Here is a 16,294-nt window from a genome sequence, read left to right as displayed (position 1 = left end):
GAAGCGTCGTTTACATAAGGCGTATCCAATTGGTGCCTTGCCCGCATGGCAGAACCCGGAACAAACCACCTCAAACTCACACGCTCACCGAAACCACCCCTCAATGAAAATCCCGGCTCGGGAACAGCTTCTTTGCCTGCTCGCGCGGGTGGAAGGCGCGGGGTTTGGGGGTGTCGGCTTTCAGGTGCACCGGCACCTCGTCGGTCTTGGCTGTCGTCTCGACCAGAATGTCGTCCTTCGGGTGGCCGAGAAGGGTGAGTTTGTGGGAGCAGTCTTCGATATGGTCGGCAATCAGGTGTACGACGATGCCCTCGCGCTCCAGGCGGCCACGGACCTTTAGCAGGCGTCCGCCGAGGACGGCGGCGCGGAACCTTTCATACATCTTGGGCCAGACGACCACGTTGGAAACGCCGGTTTCGTCTTCCAGCGTCAGGAAGATGACGCCGGAGGCGGTGCCCGGGCGCTGGCGGGTGATGACGAGGCCGCAGACCGAAACATTCCGGGCCTCGCGCGGCGAGACGCGGGCCAGCCGGTCATGCGCGGTGAGGTTCGCAATATGCGGGCGCAGCAGTTCCATCGGATGGGCGCGCAGCGTCAGACGGGTCGACAGATAATCCTCCACCACCTCCTGGCCCAGATGCATCGGCGGCAGGATGACGTCGGGCTCGAAGATCGCTTCGCCGTCAATCGGATCGTTGAAGAGCGGCAGCGGTTTCGGGCTGCGGATGGTCTTCACCTGCCACAGCGCCGCCCGGCGGCTGAGCCCCATGCCGGCAAAGGCGTCGGCCTCGGCCAATCGCTCCAGTGTTGCCGGAGGTACGCCGGTCCTCAGCCACAGGGTCTCGGTGTCCGGATAACCGTTGCCGCGCGCGGCCACGATCCAGTCCGCATCCTCCTCGCGCATGCCCTTGATCTGGCGGAAGCCGAGCCGCAAGGCCAATGCCCCGTCGCTGCGCCGCTCCAGCGTGCTGTCCCATGAGCTCTGGTTGACGCAGATCGGCCTGATCTCCACCTGGTGGTCGCGGGCATCGCGCACGATCTGCGCCGGGGCGTAGAAGCCCATCGGCTGGGAGTTGAGAAGGGCACAGGCGAACTCGGCCGGGTAATGGCATTTCAGGTAGGCCGAGACATAGGCCAGCATGGCAAAGGCCGCCGCGTGGCTTTCCGGAAAGCCATACTCGCCGAAACCCTCGATCTGGCCGAAGCAGTTCTGGGCGAATTCCAGCTCATAGCCACGTTCGATCATGCCGGAGATGAACTTGTCCCGAAGCTGGCCGATGGTGCCCATGCGCCGGAAGGTCGCCATGGACCGGCGCAGCTTGTCGGCTTCCGACGGCGTGAACCCGGCGGCGACCACGGCAATCTGCATTGCCTGTTCCTGAAACAGCGGCACGCCAAGGGTCTTGCCCAGCACCTCTTCCAGTTCCCTGGAGGGGAACTTGATCGGCTCCTTGCCCTGCCGCCGGTTGATATAGGGGTGCACCATGCCGCCCTGGATCGGGCCGGGGCGGACGATCGCCACCTCGATGACGAGATCGTAGAACTCACGCGGGCGCATGCGCGGCAGGAAGTTCATCTGCGCCCGGCTTTCCACCTGGAAGACGCCGATCGCATCGGCCTTGCACAGCATGTCGTAAGTGTCGGTATCGGCCTGCGGCACGGTGCCGAGGGTCAGGTTCTGGCCGTGATGATCCTCAAGCAGGTCGAAACACTTGCGGATGCAGGTCAGCATGCCGAGGCTGAGCATATCCACCTTCAGGATGCCGAGCGCGTCGATGTCGTCCTTGTCCCACTCGATCACCGTGCGGTTTTCCATCGCCGCATTCTCGATCGGGCAGAGCGCGTCGAGCCGCCCCTGGGTGATGACGAACCCGCCGACATGCTGGCTGAGATGGCGCGGAAAGCCGATGATCTCGCGGATCAGCTCAATGGTCCGGATCACCCGTGGATTGGCAAGGTCCAGCCCCAGTTCCCGGACGCGGGTTTCCTCCGGGCCCTTGTTGGAACTGCCCCAGATCTGGCCGGAAAGCGCCGCGGTGACATCCGCATTCAGTCCCATCACCTTGCCGACCTCGCGGATCGCGGCGCGGGTGCGGAAATGGATCACCGTGGCGCAGAGCCCGGCCCGGTGGCGGCCGTATTTTTCGTAAACATACTGGATCACCTCCTCGCGCCGCTCATGCTCGAAATCGACATCGATATCCGGCGGCTCGCCCCGGTGCTCGGAGATGAAGCGTTCCGACACCATGGTGATGGTTTCCGGCCCGACATCGGTGATCCTGAGCGCATAGCAGATAATGGAATTGGCCGCCGACCCACGCCCCTGGCACAGAATTTCCTGTCGGCGGGCAAATTGCATGATGTCGTGAACGGTCAGGAAATAGGCGGCGAACTTGAGCTTGGCGATCAGCTTCAGTTCCTTTTCCGCCAGCGTCGAGGCATGCGCGGGGACCCCGGTGGGGTAGCGGTTTTCAAGGCCCTGCCAGGTCAGCCGCTCCAACCGGTCCTGCGGGCTCTCCCCGTCGCTGATCTCGTCCGGATATTCGTAAGACAGCTCGGACAGGTCGAAGCTGCAGCGGGTGGCGATTTCAATGGTCCGGCGCAGGGCTGCCGGATGGTGACGGTAGAGCCGGGCCATGTCACCGGCCGACTTCAACCGCCGTTCGCCATTCAGAAGGGCGCGGGTGCCGATCTCGTCGATGGTGCAGCCCTCGCGCAGACAGGTCAGCACATCGGCAACCCGCCGCCGGTCCGCCCGGTGCATCAGTACGTCGCCGATGGCAACCATCGGCGTCGCCAGGCTGTGGGCGGTTTTCGCGCAGGTGCGGAACCAGGCCTGATCGGTGCCGTCATAACGCGGTGCCGCCCCCAAGAACACATGGCCCGGCGCCTCCTGGCGCAGCGTGCGGATGTGGTTCTTAGCCGCCTCACAAAATTCGGTTTCAGCATGGTCGAACTGCGGCAGGGCAATGAAGATCAGGCCCTTGCAGAAATTCAGAAGATCGGCGAATTCCAGATGGCAGTCGCCCTTTTCCGCCCGCCGCTTGCCGAGGGTGAGCAACTGGCTCAGCCGCTCATAGGCGGCGCGGTTGGTGGGCAGGGCCAGCCAGTCCAGCGGGCTGTCTTCAAGAACCAGCCGCGCACCGACGATCAGGCGTGGCAGTTTCGGCACTTCCGGCGCGATGAGGGCAGGGGCCGTGCTGCTCGCCTGCCGGGAGGACGGGTCGACCTGGGTGTGGGAACGGATCTGGACGCCTTCTTCGGTCGTCCGTCTGATCTCTTTCAGCGCCGAATAGGCCCTGACGACCCCGGCCAGCGAGTTCCAGTCGGTAATGGCAATGGCATCCAGACCAAGCGAGGCGGCGCGGGTCACCAGTTCCTCCGGATGGGAGGCTCCGCGCAGGAAGGTGAAATTGGACGTGACGCACAGTTCCGCATAACGGGGAATGTCCCAATGGAGGCTGTCGGGAATGACATGGGAGGTCATTGCGGCCTCCCTCTTTTATCCATCGTCACCCCGGTCAAGCGCAGTGCGAACCGGGGCCGGAGAGGCACAGGGCCTTGTGTTTCCGGTGTGTTTAACCCGAAAGACCCCGGCTCCCCGATCCCGGTTCTCCGCTGCGCTGCGTCCGGGAGGACAATCGGAGGGGGGGAGAGCGGTTGCCTCTGATGCTGGAAAGCGGACGAGGTCATCAGCCGAACTCCCCTTGCACGAACCAGCCCGGATTCTGCGGCGTGTGAAACAGCCACAGCCGCTGGCCCTGGCGGGTACCGACGCGCCAGTAGTCCCTGAGACCATGGGCCCAGCTGTCGTTATCCTCCCACCAGGCAGGAGTGATCCGCTCCGGACCTTCTGCCTCGGCCGTCGTCAGCGACCGGCCCCGCCAGCGGAAACGGGCCGGCGGCTGCGGGCCATCGCCAAGAATGGGTTCGGGCGGAAACAGCCTCAAGGGACGGGGGCGTCTGCTCGGCCATGAACGCACCGGATTGCTGTAGGCCGCCGGAACCAGCTTGAAGCTGCATTCGGGGATATGGCTGTCGACGGGGGCAAAGCGCAGGATGTTTTCAAGGCCGACACGATTGCCGAGCTGGGTGATCAGGTCGGCGAGGCTGTCCTTTTCCCGGCCCTGCGCCCGGTCAAGCTGGCGCATGCCGAGCTCTTCGATCTGGACGGCCTCCAGCCGGATCATGTCGATGCCATAGCCGGCATCGACCGCACTCACCCCACGCTCGAACAAAGCCAGCATCCGCTCCGCATCGCGCATCGGACGGGCCAGCCGCAATTCGACCGACTGGTTTTCCTGGTCCACCCGGCGGAAGGTCAGCTTGAGCAGGCGCGCGCCCTTCTGGGCCGTGTCCAGCCGGGCGCACAGATGGTTGAGCAGGCGCCGCGTGCCTGCCATGACATCGTCCAGAAGGCCGATCGGGTCGGGCAGGGTGATCCGGACGGCAAAGTTCTGCTCGTCCTTGAGGGGGGAGATCTGCTCTCCGATGGCGCCGAGCGCCTGATCGAGGTGGCGCAGCACGCTCTGGTCATAACGCCGGGCAATGGTTGCCCTGGGCAGGTTGTAAAGCTCGGAAACGGTCGCAATGCCAAGGCGTTCCAGGTTGGTGCAGATTTCCTGGGAAAGGCGCAGGGCCGCCAGCGGCAGCGGGCCGATCCGGGCAAGGGTCTCGTCGGGTTTGGCAATGCCTTCGGCAAAATGAGACAGTGCCCAGGCAGCCCCCGGCGTGCCGGCAAGGCCAAGCCGGGCGGTCAGGCCCGCGCGGGTCAGCCGGGCCCGGACATCGTCCAGAAGAGGCTCTTCTCCGCCTAGCAGGTGCGCCGATCCGGTGATGTCCATAAACAGGCCGTCCCGCCCGTCGAGCCCGACCCAGGGGCAATAACGCGTGGCCCACCGGGCCAACAGCCTCAAGAAGCGCTGATCGGCTTCCGGGTCCGCCGGCCTTGTCAGGAGGGAGGGGCAGAAGCTGCGGGCATGGACCAGCGTCATGCCCCGCTGCAGGCCAAAGTCTTCCGCACGTGGGCAAAGGTCGTAAATCCGCTCGGAATTGCGGTCGAAAAGGGTCAGGGCAAAAGGCGCATCAACAGGATTGGCGCGCTGAGAACGCTCAGCCGCCAGCCTTGGAAACCACAATGACACGATGCGACGCTGCATCCCAACGGACTACCCATTCCGACAATGTTCCTATTTTGTTCTTTATAAGCGACCAGCGCCAGTGAGTCGAGTCGTGGCTGTTTTGACAAGGGGTGTGAGGCGCGGAAAGTCCGTCGCAGCGCCACCTGGTTTCCGCGGCATTGCTGCCCGCGCCTTCCGGAATGATCAGAAGGCCTGTCGTGCGTCCGGCTTCCGCCGCAAGCTGCAGTCTTCTGCCCTCCGTCAGGCCGATGGCACCGCTGACCTCGGCAACCACGAGACCGGCCGCACCGGACCTGAGAGCCGTTTCGGCGCTTGCCAGAACATCGAGCTGACTGCCCGCGCGCGTGATCAGCAACTTGCCGGGATCGCAATAGGGAGAAAGGCCTTCCGGATTGACCGTTGGCCGCCACTCTTCCGACACCCAGACGACGGCTCCCGTCGCCTGACCGGCGCTGATGGCGGCAAACACCAGCCCGCCTTCGCCGCAAACCTCATGCGCGCGGGAGCGTTTCAATGGATAGACGGACGAAAACGGTAACGACATGGAATACTTTTTCAGTGAAAGACGAAAGAAGCTTAGCCGAAGCGTTCTGACAGAGAAACCGGCTTTGCATTTTCCATCCGCAGGCAAAGCTTGGAACGCCGGTTTCGCTAGCGTTTCAACTGGAGTCGATTCGAAACCGGGCACGCGAAAAGTACAGGGCAGGAGTTGTGAGATATTTGGAGTTTCCACCTTTGAGCGTAACCAAGGCGGAGAATCGCATGAGTTGAAAACCGGATCTCTTTCCGCGGCTGGCCTCTTATTGTTTCTCAGTCATATGAAAGGCTTTCCGTTTTCGTCCGAGCTGGCTAAGCTTCCTGAAGGCCGGAAAAGCAGGGGTGCCGCAGCGTTCCGCTGGCGCCGCAGGCAGGTGAACCTCATGATTGGTACGACCTGACGGGCGGCAAAAAAGCGGAACCTTGCCAAAACAGGCAGGCGGCAATTGCAGAAATTGATTCATTCCCTCTTGCACACGCGGTCAAGGCGTCTTTTAATGTTCATATGAGCGTCATATAACGTTCATATGAAAACAATACGAAACGCAGGCGCTATCGTTTCTGATGCTGATCGAGCCATTTCGGCGTCAAGAAAACAAACTGCTGACCGGGGCCGAAACGCCCTTCTAGATGGGAGCAAATGAACATGGCTTATCGTAAAACAGTCGCCAGCCTCGTCGCTGCGGCAGCCCTCCTGGGCACCTCCTCCGCGTCTTATGCGGCGACCGACATTGCCTGGTGGCACGCAATGGGCGGCCGTCTGGGTGAAGTTGTTGTCGACATTGCAAACGGCTACAACGCTTCCCAGGACGCTTGCCAGATCACTCCGGTCTACAAAGGCACCTACGAAGAGACCCTGACCGCCGGTATCGCAGCATTCCGCGCCGGTGAGCAGCCGAACATCCTGCAGGTCTTCGACGCAGGCGCAGCAACCATCATCGGCGCCAAAGGCGCTGTTATTCCGGCTCAGGACATCCTGGAAAACGCCGGTGCAGAATTCAACATCGAAGATTACATCGATGGCGTTCGCTACTTCTATGCCGACAGCGACGGCAAGATGATCGGCATGCCGTTCAACTCGTCCACCCCGATCCTCTACTACAATGTCGACGCTCTGAAAAAAGCCGGTGTTGAAGCTCCGAAGACCTGGGAAGAGTTCGAAGCCATCGCACCGAAGCTGAAGGAAGCCGGTTACGTTCCGCTCGCTCAGTCTCACCTGCCGTGGATCTTCACCGAAAACTTCAAGTCCCGTCATAACCTGCAGTTCGCAACCAACAACAACGGTTACGATGGTTCCAAGGACACCACGCTGGTCTTCGGTGAGCCGATCAAGAACCACTTCAACGCGGTCAAGGGCTGGCTGGACGATGGCCTGTTCGGCTACTACGGCACCGGCTGGGGCGACAACCAGACCCCGTTCAACGAAGGCAAGGTTGCCATGTGGCTCGGTTCTTCGGGGTCCTTCGGTGGCATTTCCAAGACCGTCGACTTCCCGTTCTCCGCGACCTACCTGCCTTACTGGGATGCCGTTGACGGCGCAGGCACCGGCACCTTCATCGGTGGCGCGGCTCTGTTCTCCATGGCCGGCAAGCCGGACGAAGAAAACAAGTGTGTCGCTTCCTTCTTCGAGTACCTGACCTCTCCGGAAGTCCAGTACATGTGGCACAAGGAAACCGGTTACGTGCCGATCACCAACGCTGCCTACGAGATGGCCAAGAAAGACGGCTACTATGAAAGCACTCCGGCAGCTGAAATCGGCATCAAGCAGCTGACCCTGCCGGGTGGTGAGTGGACCAAGGGCTACCGTATGGGCTTCTACGTCCAGATCCGCGACGTCATGAACCGTGAATACGGTAAGATCATGTCCGGTGAAACCTCTGTTGAAGACGCTTTCGCAACCATCGAAGCGGACGGCAACAAGCTCCTGGAGCGTTTCTCCAAGACCACCGGCAACTAAGCCGATCTGAACTACCCCTTATTGGGGGCGCCAACAGCGCCCCCATTTCCTTGAGAGGACGCGGGCCAACTGTTTTACTGGTGGTCCGCTTCCTCCGTTTCCGGTGACGCAATGAAAAAAGTTCAGTTTCAGTCCCGATTGGTGCCGTACATGCTGCTTCTGCCGCAGCTCGCCATCGTGACGATCTTCTTCCTCTGGCCCGCTGCGGAAGCTGTCCAGTCGTCTTTCTATCTGGAAGATCCGTTTGGCTTCGGCTCGACCTTTGTCGGATTGGACAATTTCACCGACATGCTGACCTCCTCCGACTACGGTCGGGTGGCGCGTTTTACCGCTGTCTTCACCTTCTTCGTGACCTTCCTGTCGCTGGGCATTGCCCTGCTGCTGGCAGTCAAGGCCGACAAGGTTCTGCGCGGGGCTTCGACATATAAAACGCTGCTCATGTGGGTTTATGCGGTCGCACCGCCCGTCGCCGGTCTGATCGGGGTTCTGCTGTTTGACCAGCATGTCGGCCCGATCGTTGACCTGTTTGCGATGTTCGGCTGGAAAATGCAGATCGGCGTGAACTATTTCGATACCAGTTTCGCGATGACCGTCACCGCAGTCTGGAAGCAGATCCCGGTCAACTTCATCTTCTTCCTGTCAGGGCTTCAGGGCATTTCAAGGTCGGTACAGGAAGCTGCAAGCATCGATTGCCGTTCCGGTATGCGCCGGTTCTGGACAGTGACCTTCCCGCTGCTGGCACCAACAGGCTTCTTCCTGCTGATCATCAACATCACCTACGCCTTCTTCGATACATTCGGTATCGTCGACGTCATCGTGAAAAACGAGCCGGGCAACAACCCGGTGACGCTCGTCTACAAGGTCTATCTGGACGGTTTCCGCGGCAACGACCTTGGTGGTTCTTCGGCCCAGTCCGTGATCCTGATGGCGCTAGTGTTCATCCTTACAATCATACAGTTCCGCCTGATCGAGCGGCGCGTGCACTACACGTAAGGGGGCGGATATGTACAAACTCAAGATTTCGGACCATCTGATCCTTCTTGCCGGCGTCTTCTTCATGGTTGCGCCGGTGGTTCTGACCTTCATCACGAGCACGCACGACGCGATCGCGATCTACAAGGGCGGCGTCCAGTTCCTGCCGGGCGACAAGTTCCTGGAGAACTACGAAACCGTCCTGTTCCAGGCCGGCGGCTTCACCAAGGAAGTCAATGGCTTCGTTATGCTGAAGAACTCGATGATCCTTGGCTTCGGCTTCGCCATCGGCAAGATCATCATCTCGATGCTGGCCGCTTACGCGATCGTCTACTTCCGTTTTCCGTTCGCGTCGTTCTGCTTCTGGATCATCTTCGCCACGCTGCTTCTGCCGCTCGAGGTTCGCATTCTGCCGTCCTACGAGATCGTACAGTCGCTTGGCATGGTGAATACGTACTCCGGTCTGATCGTGCCGCTGATTGCGTCTGCGACAGGAACGTTCTTCTTCCGGCAGTTCTTCATGTCCGTTCCGGATGAATTGCTGGAGGCCGCACGCATCGACGGTGCCGGTCCCTGGAAGTTCTTCAAGGACATTCTGGTGCCGCTGTCCAAGACGATGATCGCGGCCATCTTCATCATCATGTTCGTCTTTGGTTGGAACCAGTATCTCTGGCCGACCCTGATCACCACCGACGAATCCCTGTTCACCCTGGTTCGCGGTATCAAGCAGATCCTGCAGGTCTGGGTGGGGGCACAGATCCCGGCCTTCAACGAGGCAATGGCGCTGGCAATCCTGGCCATGCTGCCGCCGGTTCTCATCGTGGTGATCTTCCAAAGCTGGTTTGTTAAAGGGCTCGTCGAGAGCGATAAGTGAGGTTTTAAATGGCAACGATTACTCTCGACACCGTCCGTAAGGTGTATGCGGGCAATGTGGAGGCCGTCAAAGGCGTCTCCATCGACATTGCCGACGGCGAGTTCATTGTTCTGGTTGGTCCGTCCGGCTGTGGCAAGTCCACCTTGTTGCGCATGGTCGCGGGTCTGGAAGACATCACCACCGGAGAAATCAAGATTGGCGATCGTCTGGTCAACAAGGTTGATCCGGCCGACCGCGACATCGCAATGGTGTTTCAGAACTATGCGCTTTACCCGCATATGTCCGTCTACAACAACCTTGCCTACGGCCTGAAAAACCGTGGCATGGCGAAAGATGAGATCGACCGCCGCGTGAAGGAAGCCGCACGCATTCTGGAGATTGGCGATTATCTCGACCGCAAGCCGCGGGCGCTTTCCGGCGGCCAGCGTCAGCGTGTGGCCATGGGCCGCGCCATCGTTCGTGAACCGGCTGCCTTCCTGTTCGATGAGCCGCTTTCCAACCTGGATGCCAAGCTGCGTGTGCAGATGCGCGTTGAGATCAAGCGCCTGCAGCAGTCGCTCGGCACCACCAGCGTCTACGTGACCCACGACCAGCTGGAAGCCATGACCCTGGCGGACCGGCTTGTGGTCCTGAACGGCGGCAACATCGAGCAGATTGGCGCGCCGATCGATGTTTACGACAAGCCTGCCTCCACCTTTGTGGCAAGTTTCATCGGCTCTCCGGCGATGAACCTTCTGAACGTCAAGTCAAACGGCAGTGGTCTTGCGCTTGAAGGCAGCGAAGGCCTGTCGGGTGCAAATACCAAGGGCAAGGACAAGTATATTGTCGGTATCCGCCCGGAGCATCTGGAAGTGGTCGACAGCCCGGTCGATGGCGATGGCATCAACCTGGAAGTCAATGTTGATGTTCTCGAGCCGGTCGGCGCGGAAAGCTTTGTCTATGCAAGTTTCCCGAATGGCGGACCGGAACTGGTCGTGCGCGTTTCAAGCCATGCACATCACGAACCAGGCGAGAAGATGTACCTGAAGGCAGCCGCCAAGGACGTGCATTTCTTCGATGCCGATACCGGCCGCCGGGTCGACTGACGGCAAATCCGATACGGGAAGGGTGGCAGACGAGGGTGCTGCCCGTCTCAAAAAGCCACTCCGGGCGACCGGGGTGGCTTTTTCTATGGGACGGATCATTTGTCCATATTCGTCATTCCTGCCAAGCGTGGTGCGCGCCAGGGCCGAAAAAGCTCCGATCTGTGGAGACAGACAGGCTTAAGCCTCCTGACGGTGCTTGTCAGGAGTGTGGCAGGAAGAGACTAGGACCGGTGAGCGTCCTCTGGCACACAGGGTGAACGATCAAGGCGGGCTCAGGGACAAGCAGATGGAACCATTCAAAAACAAGATCTCACCGGACCTTGTGCAGTGTCTCGGAATGCATATCGAGCGTCATCTGGAAGGGTTCGATCGCGAAAGCTACGAGGCTGTAATTCTCGCGGAACTGTCCAGTCTGGAACTGAAGCAGCGCGCCAGATTGATTGCCGATGAAACCGCCAGGATCCTGCCGGATCCTCTCGACGGGAAATTCCATATTCTGCGATCTGTCCTGCATCCGCTCGAAAACGAAGGTGTCGATCGGTCGAGCGATGAAGAAGGCATTCGCGGCTGGGGCATGATGCCCCTTGGCATGATCGTGGCCGATCATGGCCTGGAGGACTTTGAAAAGTCTTTTGCCTTGCTGAAGGAAATGACCAAACGGGCGACGGCGGAATTCGAAGTTCGCCCGTTTCTGGACAAGGATCAGGAACGTGCTCTGTCAATCATGACGCCGTGGGTGAACGATCCGAGCGTTCACGTCCGCCGGCTGGTCTCGGAAGGCACCCGGCCGCGCCTGCCCTGGGGCATGCGGCTGAAGCAGCTGGTCGGAGATCCGACGCCGACGCTGCCGCTGCTGGAAGCGCTGAAAGACGATCCAGAAGAATATGTTCGACGGTCGGTCGCCAATCACCTGAACGATATCGCCAAGGATCATCCAGATCTGGTCGCAGAAATCGCGGCGCGCTGGCTCAAGGATGCGGATAAAGACAGAGAAAAACTCGTCCGCCATGCTTGCCGCTCCCTTGTCAAGCAGGGGCATCCGGCAACGCTGAAAGCCTTTGGTCTCAATCCTCCCGAAATTGCCTTGAACGAGCCGGAGGTGACGACCAGAACGGTTCAGTACGGCAACTCAATGGATTTTCAGATTGAGATGAAGTCGACGTCTTCTGAACCCCAGAATCTCGTGCTCGATTATCTGATCCATTTCAGGAAGGCGAATGGCACCCTGTCTCCCAAGGTCTTCAAATGGACCAAGGTCAAACTGGCTCCGGGTGAAGCCGTCACGCTATCGCGCAAGCATCCCATCAGGCCGATCACCACCCGGGTCTATTACGGTGGCACACAGGCCGTCAGCCTCAGGATCAACGGTCAGGATTTCGGGTATTCGGAGTTTGAACTGGTGATGCCGAGCGTTGGATGAAACTACCCAATCCGTTTCAACCTCAGCATCCCCACAATCCCAAGCACTGGTCCAATCGCCATGATGATGAAAACGCCTGGCCAGCTGATCCAGTCAGCCACCAGTGGCGTCAACTGCACCGTGAAAAACGTCAGTGCAAAGCCGAGGGCCGTTTGGAAGGTCATCAGGCTGCCGGCCTGGTCAGGTGGAGAATAGTCGGCAACGAGGGCTGAAAACTGTGCAGAGTCTGGCAGAATGGCCGCGCCCCAGATGAGCACGCAGATGATCGTCATCCACGCGGGGCCGCCAAAGGTGAGCGCGGATGCGACTGCGGCGCTGCCGCTCACTGCCATGGCAAGGATTGCGATGTTGGCCTTGCCGACGCGGTCGGCAACGATACCGGCAATGACGCTTGCAACTCCCCCCGCGGCAATGGTCAGAAAGGCAATCAGCCGCGACAGGGATAGAGCTGCTTCGGAAGACATCTGACCGGCGAATGATATGGTCAGCGCGACACCAATCCACGCCCACATGGCATAAAGTTCCCACATGTGACCGAGATAGCCGGAATAGGCATAACGGATTTTCGGGTTCGTCCATGCGGTCAGAACGGCTTTCATCTTCATGCGCGGCGCCTTGGCGTGAAATGGCCCAAGTCCGGCAAACAGGCAGGCAACTCCGCCGGCTGCCGAGGCCAGGGAAGCGACGCTCAGGCTCCAGCGCCAGTCCGTGCCGCCCAGAAGCGCCAGAAGATGGGGAGCCGCCGATCCGAGGGTCAAAGCGCCAACGAGTGTTCCGACCAGAAAGCCGCGATCCGCCTTTCCCCAGCCGACCGCGATTTTCATGCCGACCGGGTAGACACCGGCAAGCAGTGCACCGGTTATGAAACGCGCCAGAATGGATATCGAACCGCCCGGTTCGACAACAAGCAGGCTGGCGTTGAAGAAGGCGGCAAGAATTGCGCAGGCGGCAAAGAAGCGGCGTGGATCGATCCGGTCAGCCAGTCCCAGAAGAGCGGAGACGAGCGCACCGGCGACAAAACCTATCTGCACTGCACTGGAAAGCGCCGCCTGGCGAAACTCGGAAATGTCGAATTCGCGGGTAAGGTCCGGCAGGATTGCGGCGGACATGAACCACAGGCTCATGCCGGCAATCTCGGCCAGCATCAGCAGCGTGAGAGAACGCCATTTGCCGGAAAAGTCAGCTTGCAAGGCCGAGTTCTTTCTGGGTTTTCTTGGTCAGTTTGGCGGCGATGATCTTGTGTGCCGCCTCGATATAGGCCTTCAGGTCGTCGTCGGAGAGCGCGCCCTCCTCTTCCATTTGAACCCATTTGGCGCGGGCAAGATAGGGCGCCGGGATCAACCCTTCCTGCTGGGTAAGCAGGGAATAGGAAATGTCCGAACACTTGAAACTGAACCGCGGAAAATCGCCTTCGCCCCAACCGGAGCAGATCGCAAAGATCTTGCCGCCAACTTTCCAGACCGACGCATTGCCCCACTGAATGACATGGGTGGTGGCGGTCAGCTTTTTGCAAAAGGCATCAAATTCATCGCGGGTCATGGAAAGCTCGTTTTTCGAAATAAGTGCGGGCGGGAAAGTTGGTGCCAACAGTGACCTCTCACGCATGATCACGCAAGCTGCAGCCTGATCAAAAAAAATGTCACACACAGGCATCCTGATCCCTCTAACACCATGTAACGACAGAAAGCAGGATCGTGAAATGGCTGCAATGGACGTATCCCCGGATGTGGTGAAATCTGCTCAGCAGGGGGATAGGCAAGCGTTGGAAACAGTGTTGGAGGGAGTTCGGGACAGGGTTCATAACCTTGCCCGGAGGATTCTGGTCAATCCTGAGGGTAATTCGATCAAGGGAGAAGGGCTCTCAATCGCGGTGTTGCGTCGTCAGGCGGATGGTTCCTGGAAAATGGTGATCGACAATCCTCATGGCAGCAGACTGCTTTCTGCCTCACGGCTCTGAAAGGAAGAGGCTGAACCGGATACGGTTCAGCCACTCTCCCCGGCTTCACTTTCACCGGCGGATTGGCGTCGCCGATGTCGACACCATCAAACGGCACGTTTGCCGTTACACTCGTTCCGGTGCCTCAATGGATCTTCAAAAAACGATCCTGGATGAAGCAGCCTTATCGCAAACGGTTTGAAAGCCTTGAGCCACTGAAACCGGATCAACGACAGACACCACTCATTCTGCAGCCGTCGCCGGAGAAGTTTGGCCTGTTGTTCATAATAGACGTGCTCCGGAACGTCTTCCGGCCAGAATTCGGCATGATACGGGTAAAGCACTCTGCGTGTGTATTCCCACGCGTGCGGATCGGCCCGTTGCGGATGCGGCCCGCAGTGCAAGTGATAGGGAACAACCATCTGTTGCCTCCATTCAAATATAGTTGTCTTGGGAGTTCACTTGCAGATAATCTCATGGGGAGAGATTAGAGGCATGTTTTTAAAGTGAAATTGAGATTTCAAAAATGAAACGAAATATGGATTGGGAGGATATGCGACTGTTTCTCGCGGTCGCCAAGGCCGGTGGTCTTGCAGGGGCCGCGCAGAAGACCGGTGTCAGCGCGGCAACCCTCGGACGGCGGGTTTCCTCATTGGAGCGAAGCTTGAACGTTCGCCTGGTGGAGCGGGAAGCGCGCGGCTATCAGTTGACGTCTGCCGGGCGGGAACTTGTTCTGCAACTGGAGGACATGGATCAGGTCGCCCGGTCTATCTGCACCTGGCGGGATAGCGGCCGTACGCGCCGTCGCATTAGAATTTCCGCGGGGGATTGGACAACCCGACTCCTGATGGACAATGTTGATGAATTCTGGTCGCCGGATGCAGATTGGGTGCCGGAGTTTCTGGCAGATCCGCATAATCGTGATGTCGCGAGACGGCAGATCGATATAGGTATTCGCAGCAGACGGCCAAAGCAGGAATGGCTTGCAGGGCGCAAGACCGGGATTGTCCGGTTTGCTGTCTATCAGGCGAAATGTGTTTCTCCGGAACAGGAAGTCGGCTGGCTGGGATTGATCGAGGACGAGGCACACTTTCCGACCGGCAGCTGGATCAGGGAAAATCACGGAGACGAGATAGCCATCACCGTGAACAAGGCTGCGTTGGCCTTGCCGCTCGTTCGCAAGGGCAAGGCGCGCATGTTGCTTCCCATGTTTGTTGGCGAAGCGTTTGACGATCTGATGCGCATGACGGACCCGATCGACAGCCTGCAAACCGAGCGCTGGCTGGTGATGCATCAGGATGAGAGGCACGAACCTCAGGTACGTCAGGCTGTTTCCGCCCTTGGCAATTTTCTCAAGCAGGACCCATATTTAAGCCCGATCCTGTGAACAACACCGGGAAAACCCCTGAATATCGGCGCAGAAATCCATGCTCCTTGAATCAATTTTAACAAGTGGCCATATTTACTAATGAAGGGAACCGGAAGGTTCCGGTCCGGATGCCTCGTTGAGGGTCCGGGCGCAAGGTCGCTTCGACAAGGACTTTGAGGATGTCACGCATGTCAGCGTTTTCTAGCCCGTTTATGCTCGGGTTCGACGATATCGAGCGTGTGCTCGATCGCGTTTCCAAGGCCGCCAACGACGGCTATCCGCCCTATAACATTGAAAGACTGCCGAAAACCGACGGTCAGGGCGATATCATTCGGATCACGTTGGCAGTCGCCGGCTTTACCAGGGATCAACTGGATGTCTCAGTGGAAGAGAGTCAGTTGGTGATCCGCGGCAGACAGGTTGATGACAAGTCTCGCCAATACCTGCATCGCGGCATTGCGGCCCGGCAGTTTCAACGGGCGTTCGTCTTGGCTGAGGGGATCGAGATCCTCGGAGCCGATTTGAAAGATGGGCTTCTGTCCATCGATCTGGCACGCCCGGAACCGGAACGTGTCATACGAAAAATAGAAATCTCCAGCGGCGAATAGACCCTCGTCAGCCAACATATGGAGAATACTGATGCACGACCCAAAGAGCCCTGCCTGGGCAGACCATAGATACCTGTCCGAGTTCATGTCCGTCGATGAATTGACGGAACTTGGGACAGGCGATGTCGCTTACATCAAGGCGATCAAGGCAAGCGACTTGCGTGAGATGTTTCCGGAAGTGCCGCCACTGCATGACAACATGACGCTTTATGCGCTGCTGAACGCCGACGGGACGCCGATCCTCCTTGCCGACAGCCGTGAAGCAGCGGTTGCCAACGCCTTTGAGGCAGATCTGGAAATGGCATCGCTTCACTGAGTTGCCATACCCGATCAGATTGCCCGAACAAAAAACACCGGCCCATTGGCCGGTGTTTTTGCTTCAGGTCGATACTTCA

The 16,294-nt window shown here is 59.2% G+C and carries 15 protein-coding genes; 9 read left to right on the top strand and 6 right to left on the bottom strand.

The window, feature by feature from the left end:
* Window positions 1-100 precede the first annotated feature (100 nt).
* The 3 genes from ABLQ08_RS20835 to ABLQ08_RS20825 form a co-directional block, all read right to left on the bottom strand.
* Window positions 101-3,487, bottom strand: coding sequence for an error-prone DNA polymerase (locus ABLQ08_RS20835; RefSeq protein ID WP_352945845.1), 3,387 nt, complete (start codon window positions 3,485-3,487; stop codon window positions 101-103).
* Window positions 3,488-3,692: 205 nt separating this feature from the next.
* The gene (locus ABLQ08_RS20830; RefSeq protein WP_352945843.1) at window positions 3,693-5,159 is read right to left on the bottom strand and encodes a DUF6504 family protein; all 1,467 of its coding nucleotides are present in this window, start codon (window positions 5,157-5,159) and stop codon (window positions 3,693-3,695) included.
* Window positions 5,113-5,685 (bottom strand): ImuA family protein, encoded by a 573-nt coding sequence (locus tag ABLQ08_RS20825; RefSeq protein WP_352945841.1) that lies wholly within the window; start codon window positions 5,683-5,685, stop codon window positions 5,113-5,115. Before ABLQ08_RS20825 ends, ABLQ08_RS20830 begins: the two co-directional genes overlap by 47 nt.
* Window positions 5,686-6,324: 639 nt before the next feature.
* Between ABLQ08_RS20825 and ABLQ08_RS20820 the strand changes: the two genes are divergently transcribed.
* From ABLQ08_RS20820 to ABLQ08_RS20800, 5 genes are all read left to right on the top strand, one after another.
* On the top strand, window positions 6,325-7,635 hold the full coding sequence (locus ABLQ08_RS20820) for an extracellular solute-binding protein (protein ID WP_352945839.1): 1,311 nt from the start codon (window positions 6,325-6,327) through the stop codon (window positions 7,633-7,635).
* A gap of 111 nt (window positions 7,636-7,746) precedes the next feature.
* The gene (locus ABLQ08_RS20815) at window positions 7,747-8,628 is read left to right on the top strand and encodes an ABC transporter permease subunit (RefSeq protein WP_352945837.1); all 882 of its coding nucleotides are present in this window, start codon (window positions 7,747-7,749) and stop codon (window positions 8,626-8,628) included.
* 10 nt (window positions 8,629-8,638) lie between these two features.
* Window positions 8,639-9,481 (top strand): sn-glycerol-3-phosphate ABC transporter permease UgpE, encoded by an 843-nt coding sequence (gene ugpE, locus ABLQ08_RS20810; RefSeq protein WP_352945835.1) that lies wholly within the window; start codon window positions 8,639-8,641, stop codon window positions 9,479-9,481.
* Between the two features lie 8 nt (window positions 9,482-9,489).
* Window positions 9,490-10,566: a sn-glycerol-3-phosphate import ATP-binding protein UgpC gene (locus ABLQ08_RS20805; RefSeq protein ID WP_352945833.1), complete on the top strand. Its 1,077-nt coding sequence runs from the start codon at window positions 9,490-9,492 to the stop codon at window positions 10,564-10,566.
* A 286-nt stretch (window positions 10,567-10,852) separates the two neighbouring features.
* Window positions 10,853-11,986, top strand: a complete 1,134-nt coding sequence (locus tag ABLQ08_RS20800) for a DNA alkylation repair protein (protein WP_352945831.1) — start codon at window positions 10,853-10,855, stop codon at window positions 11,984-11,986.
* Between the two features lie 2 nt (window positions 11,987-11,988).
* Here ABLQ08_RS20800 and ABLQ08_RS20795 read toward each other — a convergent pair whose 3' ends face one another.
* Both ABLQ08_RS20795 and ABLQ08_RS20790 read right to left on the bottom strand, forming a co-directional pair.
* Window positions 11,989-13,176, bottom strand: coding sequence for an MFS transporter (locus ABLQ08_RS20795; protein WP_352945829.1), 1,188 nt, complete (start codon window positions 13,174-13,176; stop codon window positions 11,989-11,991).
* Window positions 13,166-13,525 carry an MmcQ/YjbR family DNA-binding protein gene (locus ABLQ08_RS20790; RefSeq protein ID WP_352945827.1) on the bottom strand — a complete coding sequence of 120 codons (360 nt, stop codon included), beginning with the start codon at window positions 13,523-13,525 and terminating at the stop codon, window positions 13,166-13,168. Before ABLQ08_RS20790 ends, ABLQ08_RS20795 begins: the two co-directional genes overlap by 11 nt.
* A gap of 160 nt (window positions 13,526-13,685) precedes the next feature.
* On the opposite strand from ABLQ08_RS20790, the gene ABLQ08_RS20785 reads away from it, so the two are divergent.
* A complete protein-coding gene (locus ABLQ08_RS20785; RefSeq protein ID WP_352945825.1) occupies window positions 13,686-13,943 on the top strand; it encodes a helix-turn-helix domain-containing protein in 258 nt (85 codons plus the stop codon).
* A gap of 86 nt (window positions 13,944-14,029) precedes the next feature.
* On the opposite strand, the gene ABLQ08_RS20780 is transcribed toward ABLQ08_RS20785, so the two are convergent.
* Window positions 14,030-14,344 carry a hypothetical protein gene (locus tag ABLQ08_RS20780; RefSeq protein WP_352945823.1) on the bottom strand — a complete coding sequence of 105 codons (315 nt, stop codon included), beginning with the start codon at window positions 14,342-14,344 and terminating at the stop codon, window positions 14,030-14,032.
* 104 nt (window positions 14,345-14,448) lie between these two features.
* Between ABLQ08_RS20780 and ABLQ08_RS20775 the strand changes: the two genes are divergently transcribed.
* The 3 genes from ABLQ08_RS20775 (at window position 14,449) to ABLQ08_RS20765 (ending at window position 16,215) form a co-directional block, all read left to right on the top strand.
* Entirely contained in the window at window positions 14,449-15,309 is an 861-nt protein-coding gene (locus tag ABLQ08_RS20775) for a LysR family transcriptional regulator (RefSeq protein ID WP_352945821.1), read from the top strand.
* A 161-nt stretch (window positions 15,310-15,470) separates the two neighbouring features.
* On the top strand, window positions 15,471-15,899 hold the full coding sequence (locus tag ABLQ08_RS20770; protein ID WP_297579392.1) for an Hsp20 family protein: 429 nt from the start codon (window positions 15,471-15,473) through the stop codon (window positions 15,897-15,899).
* A gap of 31 nt (window positions 15,900-15,930) precedes the next feature.
* Window positions 15,931-16,215 carry a DUF1150 domain-containing protein gene (locus ABLQ08_RS20765; RefSeq protein ID WP_352945819.1) on the top strand — a complete coding sequence of 95 codons (285 nt, stop codon included), beginning with the start codon at window positions 15,931-15,933 and terminating at the stop codon, window positions 16,213-16,215.
* Window positions 16,216-16,294: the final 79 nt, after the last annotated feature.

Origin of the sequence: Roseibium sp. SCP14 (assembly GCF_040329475.1) — a bacterium.
GTDB lineage: Bacteria > Pseudomonadota > Alphaproteobacteria > Rhizobiales > Stappiaceae > Roseibium.
This window is presented reverse-complemented; position numbering and strand designations above follow the sequence as displayed.

Excerpts from the sequence above, each read along its gene's own strand:
- ABLQ08_RS20835 (WP_352945845.1), bottom strand. The coding sequence starts at position 3,487 with ATGACCTCCCATGTCATTCCCGACAGCCTCCATTGGGACATTCCCCGT.
- ABLQ08_RS20830 (WP_352945843.1), bottom strand. The coding sequence starts at position 5,159 with ATGCAGCGTCGCATCGTGTCATTGTGGTTTCCAAGGCTGGCGGCTGAG.
- ABLQ08_RS20825 (WP_352945841.1), bottom strand. The coding sequence starts at position 5,685 with ATGTCGTTACCGTTTTCGTCCGTCTATCCATTGAAACGCTCCCGCGCG.
- ABLQ08_RS20820 (WP_352945839.1), top strand. The coding sequence starts at position 6,325 with ATGGCTTATCGTAAAACAGTCGCCAGCCTCGTCGCTGCGGCAGCCCTC.
- ABLQ08_RS20815 (WP_352945837.1), top strand. The coding sequence starts at position 7,747 with ATGAAAAAAGTTCAGTTTCAGTCCCGATTGGTGCCGTACATGCTGCTT.
- ugpE (WP_352945835.1), top strand. The coding sequence starts at position 8,639 with ATGTACAAACTCAAGATTTCGGACCATCTGATCCTTCTTGCCGGCGTC.
- ABLQ08_RS20805 (WP_352945833.1), top strand. The coding sequence starts at position 9,490 with ATGGCAACGATTACTCTCGACACCGTCCGTAAGGTGTATGCGGGCAAT.
- ABLQ08_RS20800 (WP_352945831.1), top strand. The coding sequence starts at position 10,853 with ATGGAACCATTCAAAAACAAGATCTCACCGGACCTTGTGCAGTGTCTC.
- ABLQ08_RS20790 (WP_352945827.1), bottom strand. The coding sequence starts at position 13,525 with ATGACCCGCGATGAATTTGATGCCTTTTGCAAAAAGCTGACCGCCACC.
- ABLQ08_RS20785 (WP_352945825.1), top strand. The coding sequence starts at position 13,686 with ATGGCTGCAATGGACGTATCCCCGGATGTGGTGAAATCTGCTCAGCAG.
- ABLQ08_RS20780 (WP_352945823.1), bottom strand. The coding sequence starts at position 14,344 with ATGGTTGTTCCCTATCACTTGCACTGCGGGCCGCATCCGCAACGGGCC.
- ABLQ08_RS20775 (WP_352945821.1), top strand. The coding sequence starts at position 14,449 with ATGAAACGAAATATGGATTGGGAGGATATGCGACTGTTTCTCGCGGTC.
- ABLQ08_RS20770 (WP_297579392.1), top strand. The coding sequence starts at position 15,471 with ATGTCACGCATGTCAGCGTTTTCTAGCCCGTTTATGCTCGGGTTCGAC.
- ABLQ08_RS20765 (WP_352945819.1), top strand. The coding sequence starts at position 15,931 with ATGCACGACCCAAAGAGCCCTGCCTGGGCAGACCATAGATACCTGTCC.